We start from the raw sequence: 22,979 nt of genomic DNA, 5'->3' as shown, positions 1-22,979 counted from the left end.
TTTTTTATGTCAAAATTTTTCCTTCTACAAAAACACTTTCAATCAAATTGCTCCCAAAAGCATATGGAATCTGATAATAAGATGAAATAGGTTTTGTTAAAATTAAATTGGCTTTTTTTCCTTTTGTGATACTTCCATGGCTTTCAGAAAGTCCCATAGCATAGGCACCGTTTATGGTTGCAGCATTTATGGCTTCTTCGGGAGTCATTTTCATTTTAATACAGGCTGTTGCCACAACAAAATTCATATTTCCTGATGGAGTAGATCCCGGGTTAAAATCTGTTGCCAAAGCAAGCGGTAAACCAGCTTTTATCATTTCGCGAGCGGGAGTATAGGGAATACTTAAGAAATAAGAACATGAGGGTAAAGCGACAGGCATCGTTTCTGTACCTTTTAATAATTCAATATCTTCCGAGGTCATAACTTCAAGATGATCGACAGAGAGCGCTTTAAATTTGATTCCCGCCTGAATGCCGCCAATCGAATTGAATTGGTTGACATGAATTTTTGGCTTTAAGCCAAACTTAATTCCAGCGTCCATAATTTTCTCTGTTTCTTCAACAGAAAAATATCCGGTTTCGCAAAAAACGTCAATATAATCAGCTAGTTTATTTTGAGCTATTTCAGGTAACATTTTGGTAATAATTTCTTCAATATAACCTGTTTTATTTTCTTTGTAATGTAATGGAAAAGCATGAGCGCCTAAAAAAGTAGCTTTTATAGCAACAGGATAATTTTCTCCCAGTTTTTTAATGATGCGAAGCATTTTCAGTTCACCTTCAATAGTAAGTCCATAGCCAGATTTTATTTCAACAGCTCCTGTTCCCAGATGCATTATTTCTTCTAATCGAAGTTTAGATTGTTCGTAGATTTCTTCCTCAGAAGTTTCATTGAGTTTTTTAGCCGAATTTAAAATTCCGCCTCCGCGATTGGCTATTTCTTCGTATGAAAATCCATTGATTCGGTCTACAAATTCCTGTTCGCGATTACCTGCATACACTATATGTGTGTGACTGTCGCACCAGGAAGGTAAAACAACTCTGCCAGTGGCATCGATAATTTTATCGGCTTTAATTTCAGGAAGATTTTCCATTGGTCCAAAATCAGCAATTAAATTATCTTTTATAAGTAAAAAAGCATTTTTTACAGTAGGAAGAATAGCCATTTCGGCACCAGAAACCTTAGAAATTGAAGTTTCACGAACCTGGAGCAGTTCTTTTATATTTGTAATAAGAATAATCATTCTATAGATTGTTTGTATTAAAAGATGTTATTTAATAAAACCCAAATTTCACAAATTATCACTTACTAATTCGTGAAATTCGTGAAATTTGGGTTCAGATTAATTGTTTTTAACTTATTCCGAAACGGTTATTTCGAACATTTTTTCCCAATATTTTCCTGTTACAAAAATGGTTTTGGTTTTAGGATTATAAGCAATTCCGTTTAAAACTTCAGCTTGTGGATGTTTTATAAATTTACGTAAACCTGACATGTCTAAAATGCCTTCTACTGCTCCGGAAGTAGGATTGACAACAGCAATAGCATCTTTTTGCCAAACATTTACATAGAATTTCCCATTGATTAATTCCAGTTCATTGATGGCTTTTATTTTTGCAGTTCCGGAGTAAACATTGATATAGTCAACCAGTTTTTGGGTCGCAGGATCCATTTTCCATATTTTTTCTGTCCCGTCTGAGCGATAAATATATTTTCCGTCATTTGTCATTCCCCAACCTTCAATTTCTTTGTCGTAAGTGAATGTTTTTTCTAATTTTAAAGTTTTGGCGTCATAAATAAAACCAGTTTTTTCCTGCCAGGTTAATTGGTATAATTTTCCATCCAGAATTGTAATTCCTTCTCCAAAATATTTTTTATCAAGGTCAGTTTGTTTGAAGATTTTACCAGTTTTGTAATCATATTTTCTGATATAAGAAGATCCTTTTTGACCTGTACTTTCGTATAGCGTGTCGTTGTGAAATTCTAAACCCTCATTGAAAGATGCCGTATCATGAGGATAAGTATTTACAATTTTATATTTTAATGGTTTGGCGGTAACGTTAGAAACCAACTCAATTCGTTTTGTTGCATCTGATGAATTCCCTTCAAAATACACAACCGCTTTAAGATATTGGTATCCTAATTTTTGATCTTTTAATTCAAATTCAAGCTTTTCAGTACCTTTTGTACTTCCCACTTTTTTGTCGTTTACAAAGTATACAATACTGTCAACATCTTTTGATTTTGGATTTAAAACAGCAATAGAAACTGATTTTTGTGACAAAAAATGTGCTGGAAAGGCAGAATCATCGATTGTAAATATAGAATTTTCACCTTTTTTTGGTTCTCCACATCCAATTAATGTGATTCCTAATAAAATGACAGTTAGGAAGTTATAATTTTTCATAGTTTAAAATTTGAATAGTCCAATATACGACGATATTTTTATAGCAACAAAGCTCTTGCAAAAATATAAAAAGATTGTATATTTGCACCGGCAAGTCCTACACGACCAGCTCCTGCAGACTCCCCCAGGATGGGAACATAGCAAGGGTACGTGGTTGAGCGGTGCGATGTAGGTCGCTTGCCATTTTTTATTTTATCGAATTCTTTTTTAGAATAAATACAAAAGTGGTCTTCCTTCGGGAGGATTTTTTTATTTTTGGGCTTTTCAGGGGTTAGAAGTAAAATGTCAGAGGTGGAAATTTTTTATCTCAATGTATTAACTTATAACTCATAACTTATAACTTAAAAGAAATGAGCAAAGTCGTTTTGATTACCGGAGGATCTTCAGGGATCGGAAAATCTATTGGAGAATTTTTGCATAAAAAAGGCTTTGTTGTCTATGGAACGAGCAGGAATCCTGAAAAAGTACTGAATTCTATTTTTCCCCTTTTAGCTCTGGATGTTCGCGATACTGAATCTATTCAGGCTACCATTGCAAAAATCATAGAAATTTCAGGAAGGCTGGATGTTGTAATTAACAATGCAGGTGTTGGTATAACCGGTCCTTTGGAAGAAATTCCGATGGAAGAAATCAAGAATAATTTTGAAACCAATTTTTTTGGCCCCATTGAAGTGATGAAAGCTGTTTTGCCGCTAATGCGTGCACAAAAATCAGGTTTAATTATCAATATTACTTCGATTGCTGCTTATATGGGATTGCCCTACCGAGGCGTTTATTCGGCATCGAAAGGGGCTTTAGAATTAATAACGGAGGCTTTGCGAATGGAAGTGAAACAATTTGGAATTGAAATCACCAATGTTGCGCCAGGTGATTTTGCGACCAATATTGCATCAGGTCGTTTTCATGCTCCGGTTATTAAAGGATCAGCTTATGAAAAAGTATACGGAGATACTTTAGCAACAATGAACGAGCATGTTGATGCAGGGAGCAATCCCAATGAAATGGCCGAAGCTATTTTTAAAATTATGCAGCAAAAAAGTCCAAAAGTGCATTATAAAGTGGGTGTTTTTATGCAAAAGTTTTCGATTGTTCTGAAGCGTGCACTTCCGGATAAGATGTATGAAAAAATGTTGATGAATCATTATAAATTGTGATTGTTCACAAATAAATAAACATTATTTTTAAAATTTAAGACACAGTTTGTCATTCCGTAGGAACCTCATGAGAGGTAAAATAATACAATAGACGGAATTGTAAAAGTTACTTATTTCGGTAACGGATTTATCATTTCGATATGTTTTTTGTCCTTACTATTAACTACTCAACGTACCTTTTAATATTTGCATTAAACAGATTTGGATATAATTTCGTAATTTTGCACCGGTTTTGCGTGAGGGATTGCAGTGAAAATCCTTTTGTTTTTTTCTTTAAAAAATAAAAGATTGTAACGGAAAGCCCGGCCCTTGGGACACGCCCCACTTATGAACACAATTAAACAGATATAATTATGAAATTTTTTATTGATACGGCTAACTTAGCTCAGATTAAAGAAGCGCAGGCTTTAGGTGTTTTAGATGGTGTAACGACTAACCCATCGTTGATGGCAAAGGAAGGAATTAGCGGAAAAAACAATATTTTGAAGCATTATGTTGACATTTGTAATCTTGTTGAGGGAGATGTTAGTGCAGAGGTAAATGCGCTTGACTATGACGGAATGATCAAAGAAGGTGAGGAGTTGGCTGAATTGCATGACCAGATCGTGGTGAAATTGCCTATGACAAAAGAAGGTGTTATGGCTGCAAAATATTTTTCGGATAAAGGAATCAAGACCAACGTAACCCTTGTATTTTCTGCTGGTCAGGCTTTATTGGCTGCAAAAGCCGGAGCTACTTATGTTTCTCCGTTTATTGGCCGTCTGGATGATATTTCGACAGATGGTTTGAACCTGATTGAAGAAATTAGACTGATTTATGATAATTATGGTTATGAAACGCAAATTTTGGCAGCTTCAGTGCGTCATACTATGCATATTGTAAACTGTGCTAAAATTGGTGCTGATGTTATGACGGGACCTCTTTCTGCAATTTACGGATTGTTGAAACATCCATTAACTGATATTGGATTGGCTCAGTTTGTAGCTGATTTTGAGAAAGGTAACAAATAGTTTTTAAAAATATTATTTCAAAGAACGCCACTTTTTATAAAAGATGGCGTTTTTTTTATTCATTATTAAGAAATATCCTGGCTATAATGGTAATACTAACATTTACGCTTCTTGATTGCCGGATTAATTGCAAAATGCTCGGCTGGGTTTAAGAAAAATTTGATTCCTAATTTTACAGTTAAATAAATTCACTGTAAATAACAAAACCCCGGTAATTTTAAATTACCGGGGTTTTGTTATTTACAAATGTGACTTTTTAATGCCCCCCTGAAAGTTTTTTATCAAAGCTGATACCTTGTTTTTTTAGAATTCCACTTACAGTCCATGCATAAAATGCTAAGTAAGCAAAGCATAGAACGCCAACAATGTAACTGGCCTGAATGCCTATGATTTCTGATATATAACCTTGTAATACACTAATAAATCCACCTCCCATAATCATCATGATCAGGAAACTGCTTCCCTGACTGGTCTTTTTTCCTAAACCACTTACCGCTAACGTAAAGATACATGGCCATAATGTACTGCAAAACAAACCAACACTAGTAAAGGCGTAAACACTTACCATTCCGCTAGTAAACATTCCTATTAAAAGAGCAATAATCCCTAAAGTTGAAAAAATAAGTAACATTCTGGCCGGATTTCCTTTACTGGCAATATCTGCTGCAATTAAAACTAAAATTACTAATCCATAAATGTAAAACGGAGTTAAATCATGCTTTGCAATTGCATTTACGGCCAAGAATACACCAAAAGCTAAATATGGAGCAACAAAACGTAATATTTGTTGTAGACTTATTTTATCTGTAAAGGCCTCAATAGCCCCTGTCCAGCGTCCAATCATTAAACTTGCCCAGTATAAAGAAATATAAGGAGCTACATCTTGGGTTAAAAACCCTAATTTACTTTCCATGTAAGCTGGCAAATTACTTGCAGTAGAAACTTCTACGCCAACATACAGAAATATAGCAATCATTCCCATTGCTAATTGAGGATATTGTAATGCCGACTTTCTGACTATGCTGCCCTCACTTGCAACAGTTTCTTCTATTAAGGCAGGTTTATCAGGAAGAGAAGAGAATTTCAATAATATAGCTACCACAAAAAAAGCTAATCCTAATATTAAGTAAGGAGTTTTTACACTTTCAATACTTAATGTAGACTCTCCTGTAGAGCTTCCAAAAATAGCAAAACTTACAATAAGTGGTCCGATAGTAGTTCCTAAATTATTAATACCTCCAGCTAATGTTAAGCGCTGAGAACCAGTAGATATAGGTCCCAATGCAATTGCAAGAGGATTGGCAACTGTTTGTTGTAAGGAGAACCCTAGTGCTACAATAAATAAACCGGATAACATTAAAGGAAAAGATCCTGTATTTGCTGCAGGATAGAATAATAGTGTACCTAATGCTGAAATCGCTAATCCTAATGAAAGTCCATTTTTGTACCCTATTTTGTTAACTAAATCTTCTTTTATAAAATAAGAAATGATCATATAAATTATAGAACCTACCGTGTAAGCTATATAAAATGCTAGCGAAACTAATTGACTTTGAAATTGGGATAAATTAAAAGCTGTTTTAAAAACAGGAATCAAGATGTCATTACTTGCGGCAACGAATCCCCAAAAGAAGAATACAGTTACGAGGGGGATAAATTGTCCCCATTTGGTTTTTACATTTTCTAAATCCATAATGGTAATAAGGTTTTTTTTAGTTTTTGAAGTTTTTTGAAGACCGTAAATATATTTGTTACAATTATCAAAAAAAAATAAAAAAGCATAAAAAATGTTGAAATTATACAAACAGCACGATTTATTCAACAAACCGTTAATTTTTAAACTATTATGAAAAGGGAAAAAAGGGACTTATTCTAAAATTTTACTTTTAACTTCTTTGCTATAGTTTCTACCAATAGGAATGGTGTAAGAAAGAATCTGAATTCGGTTGCCTTCAATAGACTTAACTTTGTTGAGTGCTATTACGTAGGATTTATGAATGCGTAAAAATTTATCATTAGGTAACTCTTCTGACAATGAAGTCAGTGATTTATGGGTGATATAGGTTTTGTCAGGAGTGACTACTTTGATGTATTCTTTCATTCCTTCAACAAATAAAATTTCTTCAATATTAATTTTCATCATCTTTTTATCTACTTTGATAAAAATATGAGAATCTACTTTTGGGTTTTCTACCTTAATATTATTTTTTAAATTGTATTCGGTTGTGATTTTATTAATGCATTTAATGAATCTGGGCAATGGAATAGGTTTTACTAAATAGTCAAGCACATCAAGATCGTAGCTTTCAGCAGCAAATTCCCTAAATGCTGTTGTTATAACCACTTTAGTTTTGGTTTCGATTAGACTGATTAGTTCGAAACCGGTCATCATTGGCATATTAATATCTAAAAAAACAGCATCAACAGTAGTACTGTTGATGAAATCAAGTGCCTCCAAAGAGTTATTGAATGTGCCAATAATTTCAAAATCAGTAAAATTGTTAAAATAATTTTGCAAGACTTTGATTGCTAATGGTTCATCATCAATCAACACACATTTAATCTTCATTCCTGATAGGTATTTGCAAACGGATTATATAATAATTTAGTTTTGTGGTATGATTCAAACTATAATTATTTTTGTAAATTAATTTTAATCTTTTTTTGGTATTGATTAATCCTATACCGCCTTTTTGATTAATATTTTGTGAAATTACAAAATTATTTAGGATTTCAAAATCTAATATTTTGTTATCAATAACTTTACAATTGATTTTAATTTTTAGGTTTTGATTGTTTATTCCTCCATGTTTAAAAGCATTTTCTACCAGTGAAATAAATATTAAAGGAGGAACCTTAATATCTTCTATGTTAGATTCAAGATTTATGCTAACCTCGACATTTTCAAAACGCAGCTTTTCGATTTCGATATAATTTTGAATATAATCTATTTCCTTAATTAGCGGAACAAACTTGGTTCCTTTCACATCATACAGGACGTATTCCATCAAATTAGATAATTTTATGATGACATCCGGAACCTTATCTGAAGATTCTAATGACAATGAATATAAATTATTTAAGGTATTAAAGAAAAAGTGTGGCTGAATTTGATTTTCAAGATATTTTAATTTGATTTTAAACTGATTTTCTCTCAAAGACCTGTTCCTTTCCCGTTCTCGCAGCCAGGTTAATGTTAGGTATACAGATGATGCCATTGCTAATACGTACAATTCTCCAATGCACACAGCTACAATATGATTTATTTCAAAAGGATTGTATTCGCGATTTGCTTCAGGCCAGATGTTTTCGGATATAAGATAATAAGTAAGGGCTGTTTTTAGTAAGTAGATACCAAAAAGGCTTATTATTAAAGCGATTGTATACTGGGTATATTTTTGTTTAAGTACAAAACGAGGGACTAAGATGAAAAGATTAAAATAGACTAAAGGTATGTGTAATGAAAATTCGATCAAATTAGATTTGAATGAATAAGGGTAATCATTAAAGTAAGCTCCCCATCTTAAAAAGTTTAGCATAAAATAACTTCCCCAAAACCAAATATGATTCTGAAGTTTGATGTCAAAATTTAATTTTTGAATTTCACTCAAGTTAGTAATGCTTTAATAAGAAAGTTTTGGAATGTTTAACAAATGCAACTTTAAACAATTAGTTGGTAAAAACACAATTTTTTTGAATAAAACTTTGTAAAAATCAACAAACAATATATTTTTTTATTGAAATAACGTTTTCGTAAAACGCATTATTGATTGTTTTATGTCGTTGGTTTAAAGTTTGAAGCAGTTGGTATAAATTATTTTTTTTAACAATACCTTAAGAATAAATTTACACCATAACTAACAAAATAATAAATAAACATGAAAAAAATTTTCTTAATCTTTATGATTGTTTTTACTGCGCAGGTTTCGCTTGCACAGGTAAAAAGTATCAAGGGTGTGATTACAGATTCTGATGGGATGCCGCTACCAGGGGCGTCTATTGCTGTACAAGGAAGTCAAAAAGGGACTACTACTGATTTTGACGGATTGTACTCTATTGAAGTACAAAAGGGACAGACTTTGGTTTTTACTTATGTAGGTCTTGAAACCCAATCAATAGTTGTAGGAGATGCTGCCACAATTAATGTAAAAATGGTACAAGCAGCATCAAATGCTTTAAATGAAGTTGTTGTAACTTCATTAGGAATCAAGAAAACAAGAAAGTCTTTGACTTATGCAGCTCAGGAACTAAAAGGTGAGGAGTTGACCCGTGTAAAAGATGCGAACGTTATCAATACCATCGCTGGTAAAATTGCCGGTGTTGCCGTAACAAAAAGTGCAGGAGGTACCGGAGGGTCTACAAAAGTGATTATTAGGGGTAACTCATCGGTTTCTAATAGCCAGCCATTATATGTGATTGACGGTATCCCAATGTTAAATTCAGGTTCAGGCCAGCCTAATGATTCATTTGGTAGTTTATCTGGTGGTAATCGTGATGGAGGGGATGTTGTGTCATTGATTAATCCGGATGATTATGAAGGAATGACAGTCTTGAAAGGAGCAGCAGCTTCTGTATTGTATGGTTCACAAGGTTCTAATGGTGTAATTTTACTTTCATCTAAAAAAGCTAAAACAGGAAAAGCAAATATTTCAGCTTCATCTGTTAGCACTTTTGAAGAAGCGGCATATATGCCTAAATTTCAAACAGATTACGTTGCTGCTCCTGGAGCTGATGAGTCCTGGGGTGCTGCAGGAAAAACAAAAGATCACGTAAAAGATTTCTTTAATACAGGAATTACTCAAATTACCTCAGTTGGTTACTCAATTGGTTCTGAAAATTCTTCTACAGGGATTTCTTATGCTAATACTTCAGCAACAGGAATTATTCCGGGAAACAGTTTAAAGAAAAATAATTTCGGAATTAGACAAACAGCTAAATTTTTTGAGGATAAATTGACTTTTGCGGCTAATGCAAATTATACAAGTCAAAGTGTTGACAATAAACCTGTTAATGGGTTTTATTTCAATCCTTTAACAGGAGTATATTTAATGCCAAGAGGAAATGATTTTGATTCTTACAAAAATAATTATGAAGTTTTTGATTCTTCCAGAAATTTAATGGCGCAAAATTGGATGACAAATAGAGATATTATGCAAAATCCATATTGGGCAATCAACAGAAATAAATCGGAAGATAAAAATGATTTTTTTAATGGAGCTTTGGCACTTACTTATAAAGTAAATAATTGGTTAAGCATTGCTTCCAGATATAGTTATAATAGAGTAACAAGTAATTTTGATAAAAGAATATATGCTACAACTCAGGGTACTCTTTCAAATATTAATGGCAGATATATCAATGAGAATTCATTAAGTACACAACGTTATGGAGATTTAATTGCTACAATCAATACAAAAATCGGCTCTGATTTTAGTTTTAATGCTAACATTGGTACAAGTATTAATAATACACTAGTAAATCAAAAAACAATTTTAGATTCAGGTATTGGAGGTGGATTGAAATATGCAAACTGGTTTACATTGCATAATTTCAACAATAATGATGGTAATTATCAAACTATTGATTCTCAAAGAGAAATTCAATCTGTATTTGCTGCTACAACATTTGGTTATAAAGATATGTTATTCCTGGATCTTGCAGGAAGAAATGACTGGTCATCTACATTAGTAAATACAGGTACGCCAAGTTATTTTTATCCTTCGGTAGGTGTAACAGCGCTTATTAGTGAAATAGTAACATTACCGGATTGGATTAATTTTGGTAAAGTTCGTGCTACTTATGCACAAGTGGGTAATGATATTTATCCTTATATAAGTATTCCGTCTAATTATTACCTTCCGGGAACCGGAACAAAATATAATCCAGTTGCGGGTCCAAAAGAGGGAACAACTTTAAAACCGGAACTTAAATCAGAATATGAATTTGGTACTGAGTGGAGAATGTTTAATAACAGATTAGGTTTCGAAGTATCTTATTATAATTCAGAAACGAAAAATCAGTATTTGCAAGTTGTTGCACCGGTTGGAAATAAGGAAGGTGTTGATTTTTATAGTATCAATGCGGGAAGTATTGAAAATAAAGGTTTTGAAGTTGTGTTAAATGCCGGAATTATCAGAGGTGATAAATTTTCATGGGATTCAGCTATTAACTTTTCACAAAATAAGAATAAAGTAAAAGAAATTCCTACTGAATTAGGAGGAAGAGTTAATCTAACTGAGGCAGGTGTAAATAGTTATAGATATGCTTTGGTTGAAGGTAAGCCATACGGTGTAATTGAAGGAATCAACTTTAAAAAAGATACGCAGGGAAGAATTTTATTAAATGATGACGGTACAATTCAAAGAACAGATTTTGAAGAGGTTGGGAATTCAAATCCAGATTTTATGTTAGGTTTCTCTAATTCTTTCAAATTAGGTTCTTTCTTTGCGAATGTGTTAATTGATGGACGTTTTGGAGGAGATGTAATGAGTTTAACAGAAGCGCAGAATGATTCATTTGGAGTGTCTAAAGCGTCAGGGGATGCGAGAAATGCTGGAGGAGTTAAAATAAACGCTGTTAAACCGGATGGAACGGTAGTTACTACAATGGATACTCAATCTTATTATACTCAGGTAGGCGGAAGAGCGGGAATTACAGGAGAATATGTTTACGATGCTACTAATGTAAGTGTTAGAGAAGTTTCTATCGGATATAATTTCAATCCTAAAACATTGCCTTTTATTCAAACTGCTAGTATCTCCTTAATTGCCAGAAACTTATTTTTTATCTACAAAGATGCTCCTTTCGATCCAAATATTGCATTAAGTACTGGTCAGGGTTTACAAGGAGTAGATATTTATGGTTTACCGTCTACCAGAAGTATCGGTCTTAATTTGAATGTAACTTTCTAATACTAAAAACATGAAACTAAATAAAATAACAAAAGTGGCTATCTGCATGTCATTACTTGCTGCAGTAGGTTGTACAGATAATTTTGAGGAAATTAATACCAATCCAAATGGTATCACACCAGAATTATTTGAACAAGATTTTAATCACATTAAAGGAGGGTTTGCTCCAATGTTTAATAATATTCAGGTCTTAACTCCGGAATGGGTGTATCAGTTGCAACAAGGATTAAATTGTGATATTTGGTCAGGATATATGGCTACTCCCACAGGTTTTGCAGGAGGTATAAATAATACAACATATTCATTAGTTGATGGTTGGAATGGATTTATTTGGGATTATGGATATAAAAATATAATGTTTAATGCGTATGATATTGCAAATAAATCTAAAGACAAATATGACCAATTCTATGCTTTATCATTGATTTTGAAAGTTGAAGGCATGCACAGAATGACTGATACTTTTGGACCAATAATTTATTCTCAATTTGGTACTTCGGATACAACTATTGGTTATGATTCTCAAGAAGAAGTGTACAATCAAATGTTTAGTGAATTGGATATTGCTGTAACCGAATTAACAAAAAGAGTAGATGCAGCTGAGCCATCAACTTTCGTTTCAACAGATATGTCCGGATATAAAGGAGATTACAAGGCATGGGTTAAATTTGCTAATACGCTGCGTTTAAGATTGGCTATGCGTATCGTTAAAGTTAATCCGACACTGGCAAAAACAGAAGCTGAAAAAGCTGTTGCTCAAAAATTTGGAGTGTTTACCACAAATGCTGATTTATTTAAAATTGTATCTCCGGTTTATACAAACCCAATTGCAACAATTAGTGATTCCTGGTTAGATATTCGTATGTCAGCTGATATGGAATCAATTTTGGGCGGATACGAAGATCCAAGGTTATCAACTTATTTTGATACTTCAATTCAATTTCCAGGAGAATTTAAAGGAGTTCGTACAGGTATCGATATTGCCGCAAAATCAGATCATCAGGATTTTTCTGGGATTGGAGCTGTTGTCAGATCCAAAGAAATTGTCTTAATGACTACTGCCGAGGCTTATTTTTTAAGAGCAGAAGGTGCTTTAAGAGGCTGGAATATGGGAAGTGACGCAAAATCTTTATATGAGCAGGGTATCGCAATATCATTTGAACAAAGAGGCGTCTCTGGAGCTACTGTTTATATAGCTGATAATACAAAAACTGCAAAAGCTTATGTAGATCCTAATTTTCCGGTGAATAATTCTGCTCCTGTAAACAATGTTACTGTTACATGGGATGAAGCAGCTACTAACGAAGTGAAATTACAAAAAATTATTACTCAAAAATGGATTGCCGGTTTCCCTGAAGGTCAGGAAGCCTGGTCTGATTACAGAAGAACAGGATATCCTAAATTATTTCCGGTACTTAAAAATTACAGTGGTGGAACAATTACCACTCAATTTGGTGTACGAAGAATAAATTTTGTACAGTCAGAAAAAGCTGGAAATTCAGGTGGAGTAGCTACAGGAGTTGCTAAATTAGGAGGTTCGGATAATGGCGGAACCAGACTTTGGTGGGATACTACCGGACCTAACTTCTAAAAAGAATAAAGATGAAATAAGTTTAAGTTTGGTTTGTAAATGGTATAAGTAACGCGAGTTACTTATACCATTACATAAAAAATCTTATCTTTATATATAATACTATAAAAAGAAAAAAATGAAAAGTGCTTTAGAAATAAAACCTGATATCAGCTATAAAAGTGCAGGAAAATTTGAAGAAACAAGATTCGAAAAAATTCATAACGAAATTTTTAAAAATTCTGGGGAAGCTTCAATAATTGTTGCGCAGGAAATTGCTCAGTTAATTAGATCTAAACAAGAGAAAAACAAATCTTGTGTATTGGGTCTGGCAACAGGTTCTTCTCCTGTAAAAGTATATGAGGAATTAGTTAGAATGCACAAAGAAGAAGGGCTTAGTTTTAGCAATGTTATCACTTTTAATCTGGATGAATATTATCCAATGACAAAAGAAAACAATCAGAGCTATCACTATTTCATGCACCAGCATCTTTTTAATCATATTGATATCAAACCTGAAAATGTTAATATTCCAGGTGGTACTGTTGCAATTGATGAATTAAATCAATATTGCATTGACTATGAAATGAATATTAAAAATGCAGGAGGTTTAGATTTTCAATTATTAGGAATTGGACGTACAGGTCACGTAGGTTTCAACGAACCTGGATCACACATTAACTCTGGTACCAGAATTATTACACTGGATCATATTACAAGAGTAGATGCCTCATCAGATTTTAATGGTATAGATAATGTTCCTAAAAGAGCAATTACTATGGGGGTTTCTACCATTATGAGATCGAAAAGAATTGTATTAATGGCTTGGGGACAAAACAAAGCCGAAATCGTAAAAAGAACTATTCAGGGAGATATAAGTTCTGAAGTTCCGGCAACATTTCTACAAAATCACCCCAATGCGACTTTCGTATTAGATCAGTCTGCAGCTTCTGAATTAACCCGATTCAAAACGCCTTGGTTAGTAGGGGAATGCATTTGGACACAAGAATTAAAAAGTAAAGCTATTGTTTGGTTATGCCAAAAAACTAAACAATCTATTTTAAAGTTAACAGACCGTGATTACAACAATAACGGAATGTCAGATCTTTTGGCACAAGAAGGTTCTGCTTATGATTTGAACATCAATATGTTCAATGTATTGCAGCATACCATTACAGGATGGCCAGGCGGAAAACCAAATACAGATGATTCATACCGTCCGGAAAGAGCCAATCCTGCTAAAAAAAGAGTAATACTTTTTAGTCCGCATCCTGATGATGATGTAATTTCTATGGGAGGTACTTTTTCAAAACTGATTAAACAAGGGCATGATGTACATGTTGTATATCAAACCTCCGGAAATATTGCCGTTACAGATGATGAAGCATTGAAATTTGCAGAAGTATGTAACGATTTTGTAGGAGATACAGATCAAAAAATAAATTTTAAATCTGTAATTGAATTTCTGAATAATAAATCAGAAGATCAGGTTGATTCGTTGGAAGTCCGAAAATTAAAGGGGCTTATTAGAAGAAGGGAGTCATACGCAGCTACAAGATACATTGGTTTAAAGGATGAAAATACTCATTTTTTAGATCTTCCTTTTTATGAAACCGGACAAATTAAGAAAAATCCGTTAGGTCCGGATGATATCGCTATCGTAAAGGACATTATCGCCAAAATAAAACCGCATCAGGTATTTGCAGCAGGGGACCTTGCTGATCCGCACGGTACACATGAAGTTTGCCTTAATGCAATATTTGCCGCAATGAAGCAATTAAAATCTGAGCCTTACATGGACGATTGCTGGCTGTGGTTGTACAGAGGGGCGTGGCACGAATGGGACATTCATGAAATTGATATGGCGGTTCCGCTTTCACCATCTGAAGTATTATTAAAACGTCACGCAATTTTATACCACCAGTCTCAAAAAGACAGGGTTATGTTTCAGGGAAATGATTCAAGGGAATTCTGGGTAAGGGCAGAAGACCGTAATAAAAATACAGCCATTCTTTATGATGATTTAGGTTTGGCAGAATACGAAGCGATTGAAGCTTTTAAGCGTTTTGATTATTAAGATTCGGTAACGGATCACATTGCAAAATTCAGATTGATTTCATAATGATAGTGAGGTTCAAAGAGGTCATTCTGGGTTTTGTTTCTTTTTATCTATTTATTAATGTTATCTCAGGATGACATCTTTTCAAACGTAATAAAATGAAATATATATTAGTCCTACTATTAGCGGGTTTAACGTCTAGTGCCCAGATCCAAAAGGAGCAATTAAATCTGATGCCCTGGCCTCAGAGTATAGTTTTAAGCGAAGGAAATTTTACATTAAGTAAAAATTTTAAAGTTAATATTACAGGAAATCCTAATACCAGGATTTTTGGTGCAGCTACTCGTTTTTTACGCCGACTGGATGGTAGAACCGGTATGTTTTTTGAACAGGGTTTCATCACTAAATTAAATGAATTTCCAACAGCCGAATTACAAATTAATTGTACAAAAAGTGGTAAAATTGGTTTGTATGAAGATGAAAGCTATCATCTGGACATCAAAAAAAATCAAATCATAATTAATGCAACAAGCGATTTAGGGGCATTACATGGTCTTGAAACGTTATTACAGCTATTGCAAAATAATAGCACCTCGTTTTATTTTCCGTCTACACAAATTTCAGATTTTCCAAGATTTACGTGGAGAGGTTTGATGATAGATGCATCAAGACATTTTCAGCCGGTTGATGTGATAAAAAGAAATCTTGACGGACTGGCAGCAATGAAAATGAATGTTTTTCACTGGCATTTAGTAGACGACCAGGGGTGGAGAATTGAAATGAAAAAACATCCAAAGTTAATTGAATTAGCTTCAGACGGACAATATTATACGCAGGAAGAAATTAAAAATATCGTAAAGTATGCAGACGAACGCGGTATTTTAATAGTTCCGGAAATCGATGTTCCGGGTCACGGATCTGCAATTTTAACAGCTTATCCCGAAATAGGAAGTAAAGTAATAACACTTACAGGGGGAACTGCAGAAAAAAATATTCAGGGAACAGCTATTGCTACCTATGGAATTGAAAGAAATGCAGGTATTTTTTCGCCAACATTAGATCCTTCAAATCCTAAAACATATCAATTATTAAGTGAAATTTTTGATGAAGTGTGCCCTTTATTTCCCGGGTCTTATTTTCATATCGGGGGAGATGAAAACGAAGGGAAAGATTGGGACGCCAATCCGAAAATACAAGAATTTAAAAAGAAACATAAATTGAATACCAACCATGAACTGCAAACGTATTTTACCATGCAATTAGTTCCCATGCTTAAAAAACATGGTAAACAATTAATGGGCTGGGAAGAAATTCTAACTAAAAATTTATCAAAAGAGGCTATTGTACATTCGTGGAGAGGTGTTAATGAAGGTGTTGCTGCCGGACAGTCTTTGATAGAAGCAGTAAAAGGCGGTTACAAAACAGTATTGTCAAATGGATATTATATTGATTTGATGTATCCTGTTGAAAGCCATTATCTGAATGACCCAATGCCAAAAGGAACTGATTTGACTACCGAAGAGAAAGCAAGAATTTTAGGAGGAGAAGCTACTATGTGGACAGAACTTGTTTCGCCAACTACACTTGACTCAAGAATTTGGCCCCGAACTGCAGCAATTGCCGAAAGATTTTGGTCTGCCCAGGATATTACTGATATAAACAGCATGCGCAGACGTCTGGAGACTGTTTCTTACAGATTAGAAGAATTAGGGTTGACACATGTAAGTAATAAAGCCGTTCTCCTTCGAAATATTGTCAATAACCAAAATGTTGAAGCTATTAATGATTTTTCAAATGTTTGTGAGCCTTTAAAAGGGTATTCCAGAAATAAAGGCGGAACCGAATATCAGATGTATTCTCCCCTTACGCTTTTTGCAGATGCCTGTACGCCGGATGCAAAAGATGCATTGGCTTTTGATACTGCCGTTAATCAATATTTAGGAAATAAATCTCCTGAAAATAAAGCGAAAGTTGCTGCCTTTTTTAATAAATGGATTGCAGTAAATAAAGGTCTAATGGAGCTAAGTGTAAATGCACCATTAGTGCAGCCAATTTTGCCATTATCTAAAAAATTAAGCGACGCATCGCAACAGTTATTACTTGTTTTAGATAATAAACCAACTTTGAAAGCAGAAGAGTTAAAAAATCTAATAGAACAATGTAACACTAAAGATCATGCTGATGTTGAATTAGCCGTTTACAAAAGTTTAAAGAAATTAATATAGAAGTTAGGATTGAATTGAATTAGTGTTTAGTAAGTTTAAGTTACCATGGTTGTTTTGAGTGTAATTATCTCTACTGGAAATCTGGTAGAGGTAATTATAAAAACTTTGCAAACCTTTTTCAGTCTTTAAAAAATAATCAAATCATTAAAAAAAATAACCAATTAGAAGAGTAATAACCATTTAAACCAAATAACAGAATAAAAAAACATGACAAAAAAGTAAAATTTTAGATTGATGAATTAGCCCCCCAAATTTATCGGTTTTTATTTAATACTAATTTTTAAACGAATTACAAATAAATATCAATCACTATTTGCTAATGATTATGGTAGATCAGTAATAGTAGTATTTATTGAAGTAAGAGGAATTAATTTCCAATAAGTTGCGATGTTTCTATTTGCGGCTTATTGAATCCCGGTTGTCCTGTTTTATATGTTGAATTCGACATATGATGCAGTGTAATTGGACTATTTATTTTCTATTAACCAATATTAATCAATTATGAAACATTATTACAGATTGCTTTTCTTGTTATTGTTTCCCTTACTCGTGTCGGCCCAGCCAGCACACGGCAAAAAGGTAGTGGGATACTATGCGCAATGGTCTATTTATGCCCGGGATTTCAATGTCCCGAAAATTGATGGAAGTAAAATCACGCATTTGAATTATTCTTTTTATGGGACAACTTTCAATCCTGCCCATCCTGAGAATACAAAATTATTATGTTTAGATTCCTATGCTGATTTTGAGCATATGGAAGGCGGAATTCCATGGGATGCTCCTGTAAAAGGAAACTTTTATGACTTGAAAAAGTTAAAAGAAAAATATCCGCATTTAAAAATTTTAATTTCTGTTGGAGGATGGACCAAAGGTCAGGACCTTTCTCCAATTGCTGCAAGTCCGGTTGCAAGAGCGGCTCTCGCTGCAGACATGGCCAACTTTATTACCACTTATCCCTTTATTGATGGATTTGATATCGACTGGGAATATCCTCTTTCCGGAGGAACAGATGGTACTGAGGTTATTAACGGATCTCCAATTCCTCCACAAAAGTACAGCCCGGACGACAACAAAAATTTAGTGTATTTATTAAAAGCAATGCGTCAGGCAATGCCCAATAAATTAGTTACGATCGCGGCAGGAAATAATGTCCGCAAAGTAGGTGCACAATATTTAGGTCCAAACAACAGAGCACAATATGGAATGACAGAAGACATCTCAACCTATTGTGATTACATTACTTATTTTGGATATGATCTTGGCGGAAACTGGTATGATAAAACATGCTACAATGCTCCTTTATATTCCAGTGGAAATCCTAATGATCCGCTATACGGTGCAACGCAATCAGAATCATTGGATGAATTAACAAATCAATTTTTGAATGTTGTAGGTTTCCCTGCGAATAAGCTAATCATGGGATTACCTTTCTACGGGAAAAAATTTGACAATGTTGCCAATAACGGAACTAATCCTAATTTGCCCGGATTGTTTGTTACCGCACCACGATATACAGTTTCAGGATGTACCAATCCACAGAACCCTACAGGAACATGGGATGGTCCTGCAGCATGTGAAAAATCCGGAAGCATCGAAATCTGCGATTTAGTCGGTAATCCGGTTACGAATCCACATCCCTATTTAGATCCGGCTACCATGTTAGTTACGCCAACTGCAGCAGCTGCGGGATGGGTACGCTATTTTGATAATACAACAAAAGTTCCTTACTTATACAATGCGACTTTAAAACAGTTTATCAGTTATGAAGATAAACAATCAATGGATTTAAAAGTTCAGTATATCAAATCAAGAAATCTTGCCGGCGGTATGGTTTGGGAATTATCTCAGGATACCAGAGGTTCGATTCCGAATGCATTATTAAATCAGGTTGATACTTCGTTTGGAAGCACTGTTATTGGATCAGTGAGTATCGCAGGTTCAGTAAAAAACGGATCAGCTTTAGTTCCGGATGTAACGGTTGAATTGCGTAATGCGAGCAATGTTGTCTTGCAGACTATCGTTTCTACGGGAGGTAATTTTACGTTTGCTAACTTAACTTCGGGACAAAATTATACACTTACAGCTTTAAAAGCGACTTATACTTTTACACCGGTAACGCTAACAAATGTTACGGTTAATCAAACTGCCGTTGTAATTAATGGAACACAGCAAACTTATACCGTTAGCGGAACAGTTCTTAATGGAGCAACTCCGGTTTCCGGCGTCACAGTTTCAGCAGTTTCAGGAAGTACAACATTAACAGCAGTTTCTAATGCAAGTGGACTTTACAGCATTGCAGGTTTAGGAGCAGGTCTTAACTTCACCGTTACAGCTGCAAAAACAGGATTCTCTTATACACCGGCTTCGACAGTTTATAGCGCAATCAATTCAAACAAAACGTTGAATTTTGTGCAAGGTGCAGCAGTTGTTAATTACACGGTAAGCGGAACTATTTTAAACAATACAACTCCGGTTTCCGGCGTCACAGTCACCGCTTCTTTTGCTGGAGGAAGCTATGCAGCCGTTACAAATGCAAGTGGTGTTTATTCTATTAGTTTGCCTTCTGGCGGAAATTACACAGTAAGCGCAGCTTTAACAGGCCAAACGTTTACTCCGGCATCAACAGTTTATACTAATTTAACTTCTAATAAAACATTAAACTTTTCTCAGGATGCAGTTGTTATCGGAACGAATAAAATTAGCGGAACAGTTAAAAACGGAACAAATCCGGTTGCTGGTGCAAAAGTAGAATTGGTTTTACCCTGGACAGATAATACACACAACTGGAAAAGTGTTCTTGCAATAACAGATGCACAGGGAAAATACAGTTTTGATAATTCAGTTGTAGCAGGCTATACAACAATTACAAGTTTAAAATTAAATAGTTGGGAAAACGGAGAAGTATCTTATTTTCCAAATAATCTGGCAAACTTTGCTGTTCCTGCAAATCCAACCGTTTATAATTTTAATACAAGCTCAACCGCAAAATCAATGCAGGCTTTGGCTGTAAACTTAATCAGTGGTACTGTTAAAAATGGTTCAACGCCAGTAGCAAATGCTAAAATAGAAATAGTTTTGCCTTGGACGGATAATACGCACAACTGGAAAAGTGTTCTTGCAACAACAGATGCACAAGGAAATTACAGTTTTGATAATTCAGTTGTAGCAGGTTATACACAGGTTTTAAGTTTAAAATTAAATTCATGGCAAAATGGTGAAATAGCTTATTTCCCAAATAATCTGGCCAACTTTGCCGTGCCAACAACGCCGCAGGTGTATAACTTCAATAGAAACACAGTTGCACCACCTCAGGTTACCATTACAAGTCCAGCATTGGCAACAGTTGCCATTGCTCCGGGAACCGCCATTCAGTTTAAAGCAACTGCAAGTGCAGACTCTGGCTTAACTATTTCTTCAGTTGTATTTAATATCAACGGACAAAATATTACAGGGACACTTTCAGGATCAGAATATGTAGCGAGCTGGACACTTGTTGCGGCAGATTTCAACAAAAATTATACGTTGAAAGCAACGGTAACAGCTTCAAATGGTGTTTCTGCAGAAAACACAAAAGCTTTCTATTTACAATGTTCAGGAACAACTTGTCCTAATTCATTACCTGTAATTGCATGGGTTGCTCCGGCATCAACATCAATTAATCAGGCATCAGGATTTCAGCCCGTTCCGGTTAGCGTAAACGTTACTGATTCAGATGGTACAATTATAAACGTTTCACTTAGTATTGATGGCATTTCGCACACCATGACAAAAGGAACCGGAAATGCATACAATTACACTTTTACGCCAAATGCATACAAAGCCTATACTTTAGTCGTTACAGCGACTGATAATGCAGGTGGTGCAAAAACGTTAAGCCAATCGATCAGTATCACTAATTCAACATCATCATTCAATCCATTGCCTGCAAAAGTAATCGTAGGTTATGCACACGGATGGGATAATGCAAGTGCACCGTTTTTATACTTCAACCAATTGGGAGAAAAGAAATTCAATGTAGTCGTTTATTCATTCATTGAAACGCAAAACAGAGATGGTTACACGCCAATTCTGGTTGTAAATGAGCCAAGATACATGACAAACGGTATTTTCAATCCCCAATTATTAAAGAACGATATTAAATTTTTGAGAGATAAAGGAATTCCGGTTATTGTTTCTATCGGAGGTCAAAATGGTCACGTAGAATTACAAACCGTTGCTCAGAAAAACATTTTCGTAAACGGATTAAAAGCAATTGTAGATCAGTATAATTTTGATGGAGTTGATATCGACTTCGAAGGAGGATCAATGAACTTTGGAGCAGGAGCTTTAAAAGATTTCTCATATGCATCGATCTCATCATATCCAAAATTAAAAAATATCGTTGATGCTTTCAAAGAATTAAAATCAAGTTACGGAAGCGGATTTATCCTGACATCTGCTCCGGAAACTTTCTATGTACAAGTGGGTTATTCAGTGTATTCAGATGGAGCAGGTTCATTCTTGCCGGTAATTCATAACTTACGTAATGAATTAGATCTTTTAATGGTACAGTTGTACAACACCGGTTCCGTTTTAGGATTAGATAATGCGGCTTATTCACAAGCAACACCGGACTTTTTGGTTTCTATGTCAGATATGTTAATGAAAGGATTTAACGTTTCTACTACAGGATTCTATTTCCCGCCATTACCGGCTTCTAAAATCGTAATTGCAATTCCGGCTTGTGCTCCAGCAGCTCCGGCTGGTGGTTATCTGACTCCGGAAAAAGGAATTCAGGCTTTTAATTATTTAAGAAGCGGAACCACTTTTGCAGGAAGAAACTACACTTTAAAAGGCGGTCCTTATCCTAATTTAAGAGGTGTTATGACATGGTCTATCAACTGGGATGCAGCTTGCGGATCGGGTTATGAATTTTCTAACGCTTATGCCGCTTATTTTGCATCGCAATCTGCAGCAAAAAAGTTTGCTGACAAAATTGAAGCAAATAGCAACACGATAGCGTATTTCAGAAATAATGCTTTATCCGTTACAAATGACACAGAAGATATTGCTCAGGTTGATGTTTTCAACACAATCGGACAAGTTTTGGCAAGTCAAAAAAATGTTCAGAATACTAAAGAAGTGCTGCTTCAAAACCAAAGTTTCAACACTAAACAATTGTTTATAGTAGTTGTTACGGACAAAGCAGGAAATAAAAAAACATTCAAAGTGATCAATTTCCTAAACTAAAAAGTTGCTGTACTGATTGTAAAATTTAGAAATAAAATTGGGAATGGTTAAAATTGAGTTTGGTTATTTATTTTTTAATCTGATTTTATATTTCTATTAAATGCGTTGAATCCGGGTGATTTGTTATTTGGTTTTCACCTGAAGGAGCGCATTATGAACCTGGCAATTTTATTGTCAGGTTTTTTTGTTTTTAAATATGGTTAAGGAATATTGTTTTTTAGGAGCTATTTCCTGCTATCCGTTTCAATCTTTTTTGTTTTTAAAGAAAAAACAAAAAAGGATTTCCACTTCTATCAGGGCTATGGCACTTGTTTTCATGAGAAAGATAGTCTTTGCGAGGAACGAAGCAATCTCATTCGCAGAATCAATTAAGAGTGATTACTTATTTCTTTACAAGGGACACACTGTTGACTT

Annotated in this window: 12 protein-coding genes and 1 other RNA gene; 8 read left to right on the top strand and 5 right to left on the bottom strand. The window is 34.5% G+C overall.

What is annotated here, in order from left to right; genetic code table 11:
• Positions 1 to 4: 4 nt before the first annotated feature.
• Entirely contained in the window at positions 5 to 1,243 is a 1,239-nt protein-coding gene (hutI, locus tag J2W48_RS21620; protein ID WP_310284113.1) for an imidazolonepropionase, read from the bottom strand.
• Positions 1,244 to 1,357: 114 nt separating this feature from the next.
• Entirely contained in the window at positions 1,358 to 2,407 is a 1,050-nt protein-coding gene (locus J2W48_RS21615; protein ID WP_310284112.1) for a glutaminyl-peptide cyclotransferase, read from the bottom strand.
• A gap of 88 nt (positions 2,408 to 2,495) precedes the next feature.
• Here J2W48_RS21615 and ffs point away from each other — a divergent pair.
• The 3 genes from ffs (at position 2,496) to fsa (ending at position 4,571) form a co-directional block, all read left to right on the top strand.
• An RNA gene (gene ffs / locus J2W48_RS21610) (signal recognition particle sRNA small type) lies at positions 2,496 to 2,593 on the top strand.
• A 164-nt stretch (positions 2,594 to 2,757) separates the two neighbouring features.
• Positions 2,758 to 3,561: an SDR family oxidoreductase gene (locus J2W48_RS21605; protein WP_310284111.1), complete on the top strand. Its 804-nt coding sequence runs from the start codon at positions 2,758 to 2,760 to the stop codon at positions 3,559 to 3,561.
• Positions 3,562 to 3,914: 353 nt separating this feature from the next.
• Positions 3,915 to 4,571 (top strand): fructose-6-phosphate aldolase, encoded by a 657-nt coding sequence (fsa, locus tag J2W48_RS21600; protein WP_310284110.1) that lies wholly within the window; start codon positions 3,915 to 3,917, stop codon positions 4,569 to 4,571.
• A 256-nt stretch (positions 4,572 to 4,827) separates the two neighbouring features.
• On the opposite strand, the gene J2W48_RS21595 is transcribed toward fsa, so the two are convergent.
• From J2W48_RS21595 to J2W48_RS21585, 3 genes are all read right to left on the bottom strand, one after another.
• A complete protein-coding gene (locus J2W48_RS21595) occupies positions 4,828 to 6,264 on the bottom strand; it encodes an MFS transporter (protein ID WP_310284108.1) in 1,437 nt (478 codons plus the stop codon).
• A 174-nt stretch (positions 6,265 to 6,438) separates the two neighbouring features.
• Positions 6,439 to 7,140, bottom strand: a complete 702-nt coding sequence (locus tag J2W48_RS21590) for a LytR/AlgR family response regulator transcription factor (protein ID WP_310284106.1) — start codon at positions 7,138 to 7,140, stop codon at positions 6,439 to 6,441.
• Positions 7,130 to 8,182: a sensor histidine kinase gene (locus J2W48_RS21585; protein WP_310284103.1), complete on the bottom strand. Its 1,053-nt coding sequence runs from the start codon at positions 8,180 to 8,182 to the stop codon at positions 7,130 to 7,132. The genes J2W48_RS21590 and J2W48_RS21585 overlap by 11 nt, the downstream gene beginning before the upstream one ends.
• A 267-nt stretch (positions 8,183 to 8,449) precedes the next feature.
• Here J2W48_RS21585 and J2W48_RS21580 point away from each other — a divergent pair, with 267 nt between their 5' ends.
• The 5 genes from J2W48_RS21580 (at position 8,450) to chiA (ending at position 22,565) form a co-directional block, all read left to right on the top strand.
• Positions 8,450 to 11,482 (top strand): SusC/RagA family TonB-linked outer membrane protein, encoded by a 3,033-nt coding sequence (locus J2W48_RS21580; protein WP_310284102.1) that lies wholly within the window; start codon positions 8,450 to 8,452, stop codon positions 11,480 to 11,482.
• A 10-nt stretch (positions 11,483 to 11,492) separates the two neighbouring features.
• Positions 11,493 to 13,073, top strand: a complete 1,581-nt coding sequence (locus J2W48_RS21575; RefSeq protein ID WP_310284100.1) for a RagB/SusD family nutrient uptake outer membrane protein — start codon at positions 11,493 to 11,495, stop codon at positions 13,071 to 13,073.
• A 118-nt stretch (positions 13,074 to 13,191) separates the two neighbouring features.
• The gene (gene nagB / locus J2W48_RS21570; RefSeq protein ID WP_310284099.1) at positions 13,192 to 15,129 is read left to right on the top strand and encodes a glucosamine-6-phosphate deaminase; all 1,938 of its coding nucleotides are present in this window, start codon (positions 13,192 to 13,194) and stop codon (positions 15,127 to 15,129) included.
• A 140-nt stretch (positions 15,130 to 15,269) separates the two neighbouring features.
• Entirely contained in the window at positions 15,270 to 17,336 is a 2,067-nt protein-coding gene (locus tag J2W48_RS21565) for a beta-N-acetylhexosaminidase (RefSeq protein WP_310284098.1), read from the top strand.
• A gap of 501 nt (positions 17,337 to 17,837) precedes the next feature.
• Complete coding sequence (gene chiA / locus J2W48_RS21560) at positions 17,838 to 22,565, top strand: T9SS-translocated chitinase ChiA (RefSeq protein ID WP_310284096.1); 4,728 nt, start codon at positions 17,838 to 17,840, stop codon at positions 22,563 to 22,565.
• Positions 22,566 to 22,979 lie beyond the last annotated feature (414 nt).

Source organism: Flavobacterium piscis (genome assembly GCF_031457575.1).
Lineage (GTDB): Bacteria > Bacteroidota > Bacteroidia > Flavobacteriales > Flavobacteriaceae > Flavobacterium > Flavobacterium piscis_A.
The sequence above is the reverse complement of the archived record's forward strand: the minus strand, read 5'-3'. Positions and strand labels throughout refer to the sequence as shown.

Excerpts from the sequence above, each read along its gene's own strand:
- hutI (WP_310284113.1), bottom strand. The coding sequence starts at position 1,243 with ATGATTATTCTTATTACAAATATAAAAGAACTGCTCCAGGTTCGTGAA.
- J2W48_RS21615 (WP_310284112.1), bottom strand. The coding sequence starts at position 2,407 with ATGAAAAATTATAACTTCCTAACTGTCATTTTATTAGGAATCACATTA.
- J2W48_RS21605 (WP_310284111.1), top strand. The coding sequence starts at position 2,758 with ATGAGCAAAGTCGTTTTGATTACCGGAGGATCTTCAGGGATCGGAAAA.
- fsa (WP_310284110.1), top strand. The coding sequence starts at position 3,915 with ATGAAATTTTTTATTGATACGGCTAACTTAGCTCAGATTAAAGAAGCG.
- J2W48_RS21595 (WP_310284108.1), bottom strand. The coding sequence starts at position 6,264 with ATGGATTTAGAAAATGTAAAAACCAAATGGGGACAATTTATCCCCCTC.
- J2W48_RS21590 (WP_310284106.1), bottom strand. The coding sequence starts at position 7,140 with ATGAAGATTAAATGTGTGTTGATTGATGATGAACCATTAGCAATCAAA.
- J2W48_RS21580 (WP_310284102.1), top strand. The coding sequence starts at position 8,450 with ATGAAAAAAATTTTCTTAATCTTTATGATTGTTTTTACTGCGCAGGTT.
- J2W48_RS21575 (WP_310284100.1), top strand. The coding sequence starts at position 11,493 with ATGAAACTAAATAAAATAACAAAAGTGGCTATCTGCATGTCATTACTT.
- nagB (WP_310284099.1), top strand. The coding sequence starts at position 13,192 with ATGAAAAGTGCTTTAGAAATAAAACCTGATATCAGCTATAAAAGTGCA.
- J2W48_RS21565 (WP_310284098.1), top strand. The coding sequence starts at position 15,270 with ATGAAATATATATTAGTCCTACTATTAGCGGGTTTAACGTCTAGTGCC.
- chiA (WP_310284096.1), top strand. The coding sequence starts at position 17,838 with ATGAAACATTATTACAGATTGCTTTTCTTGTTATTGTTTCCCTTACTC.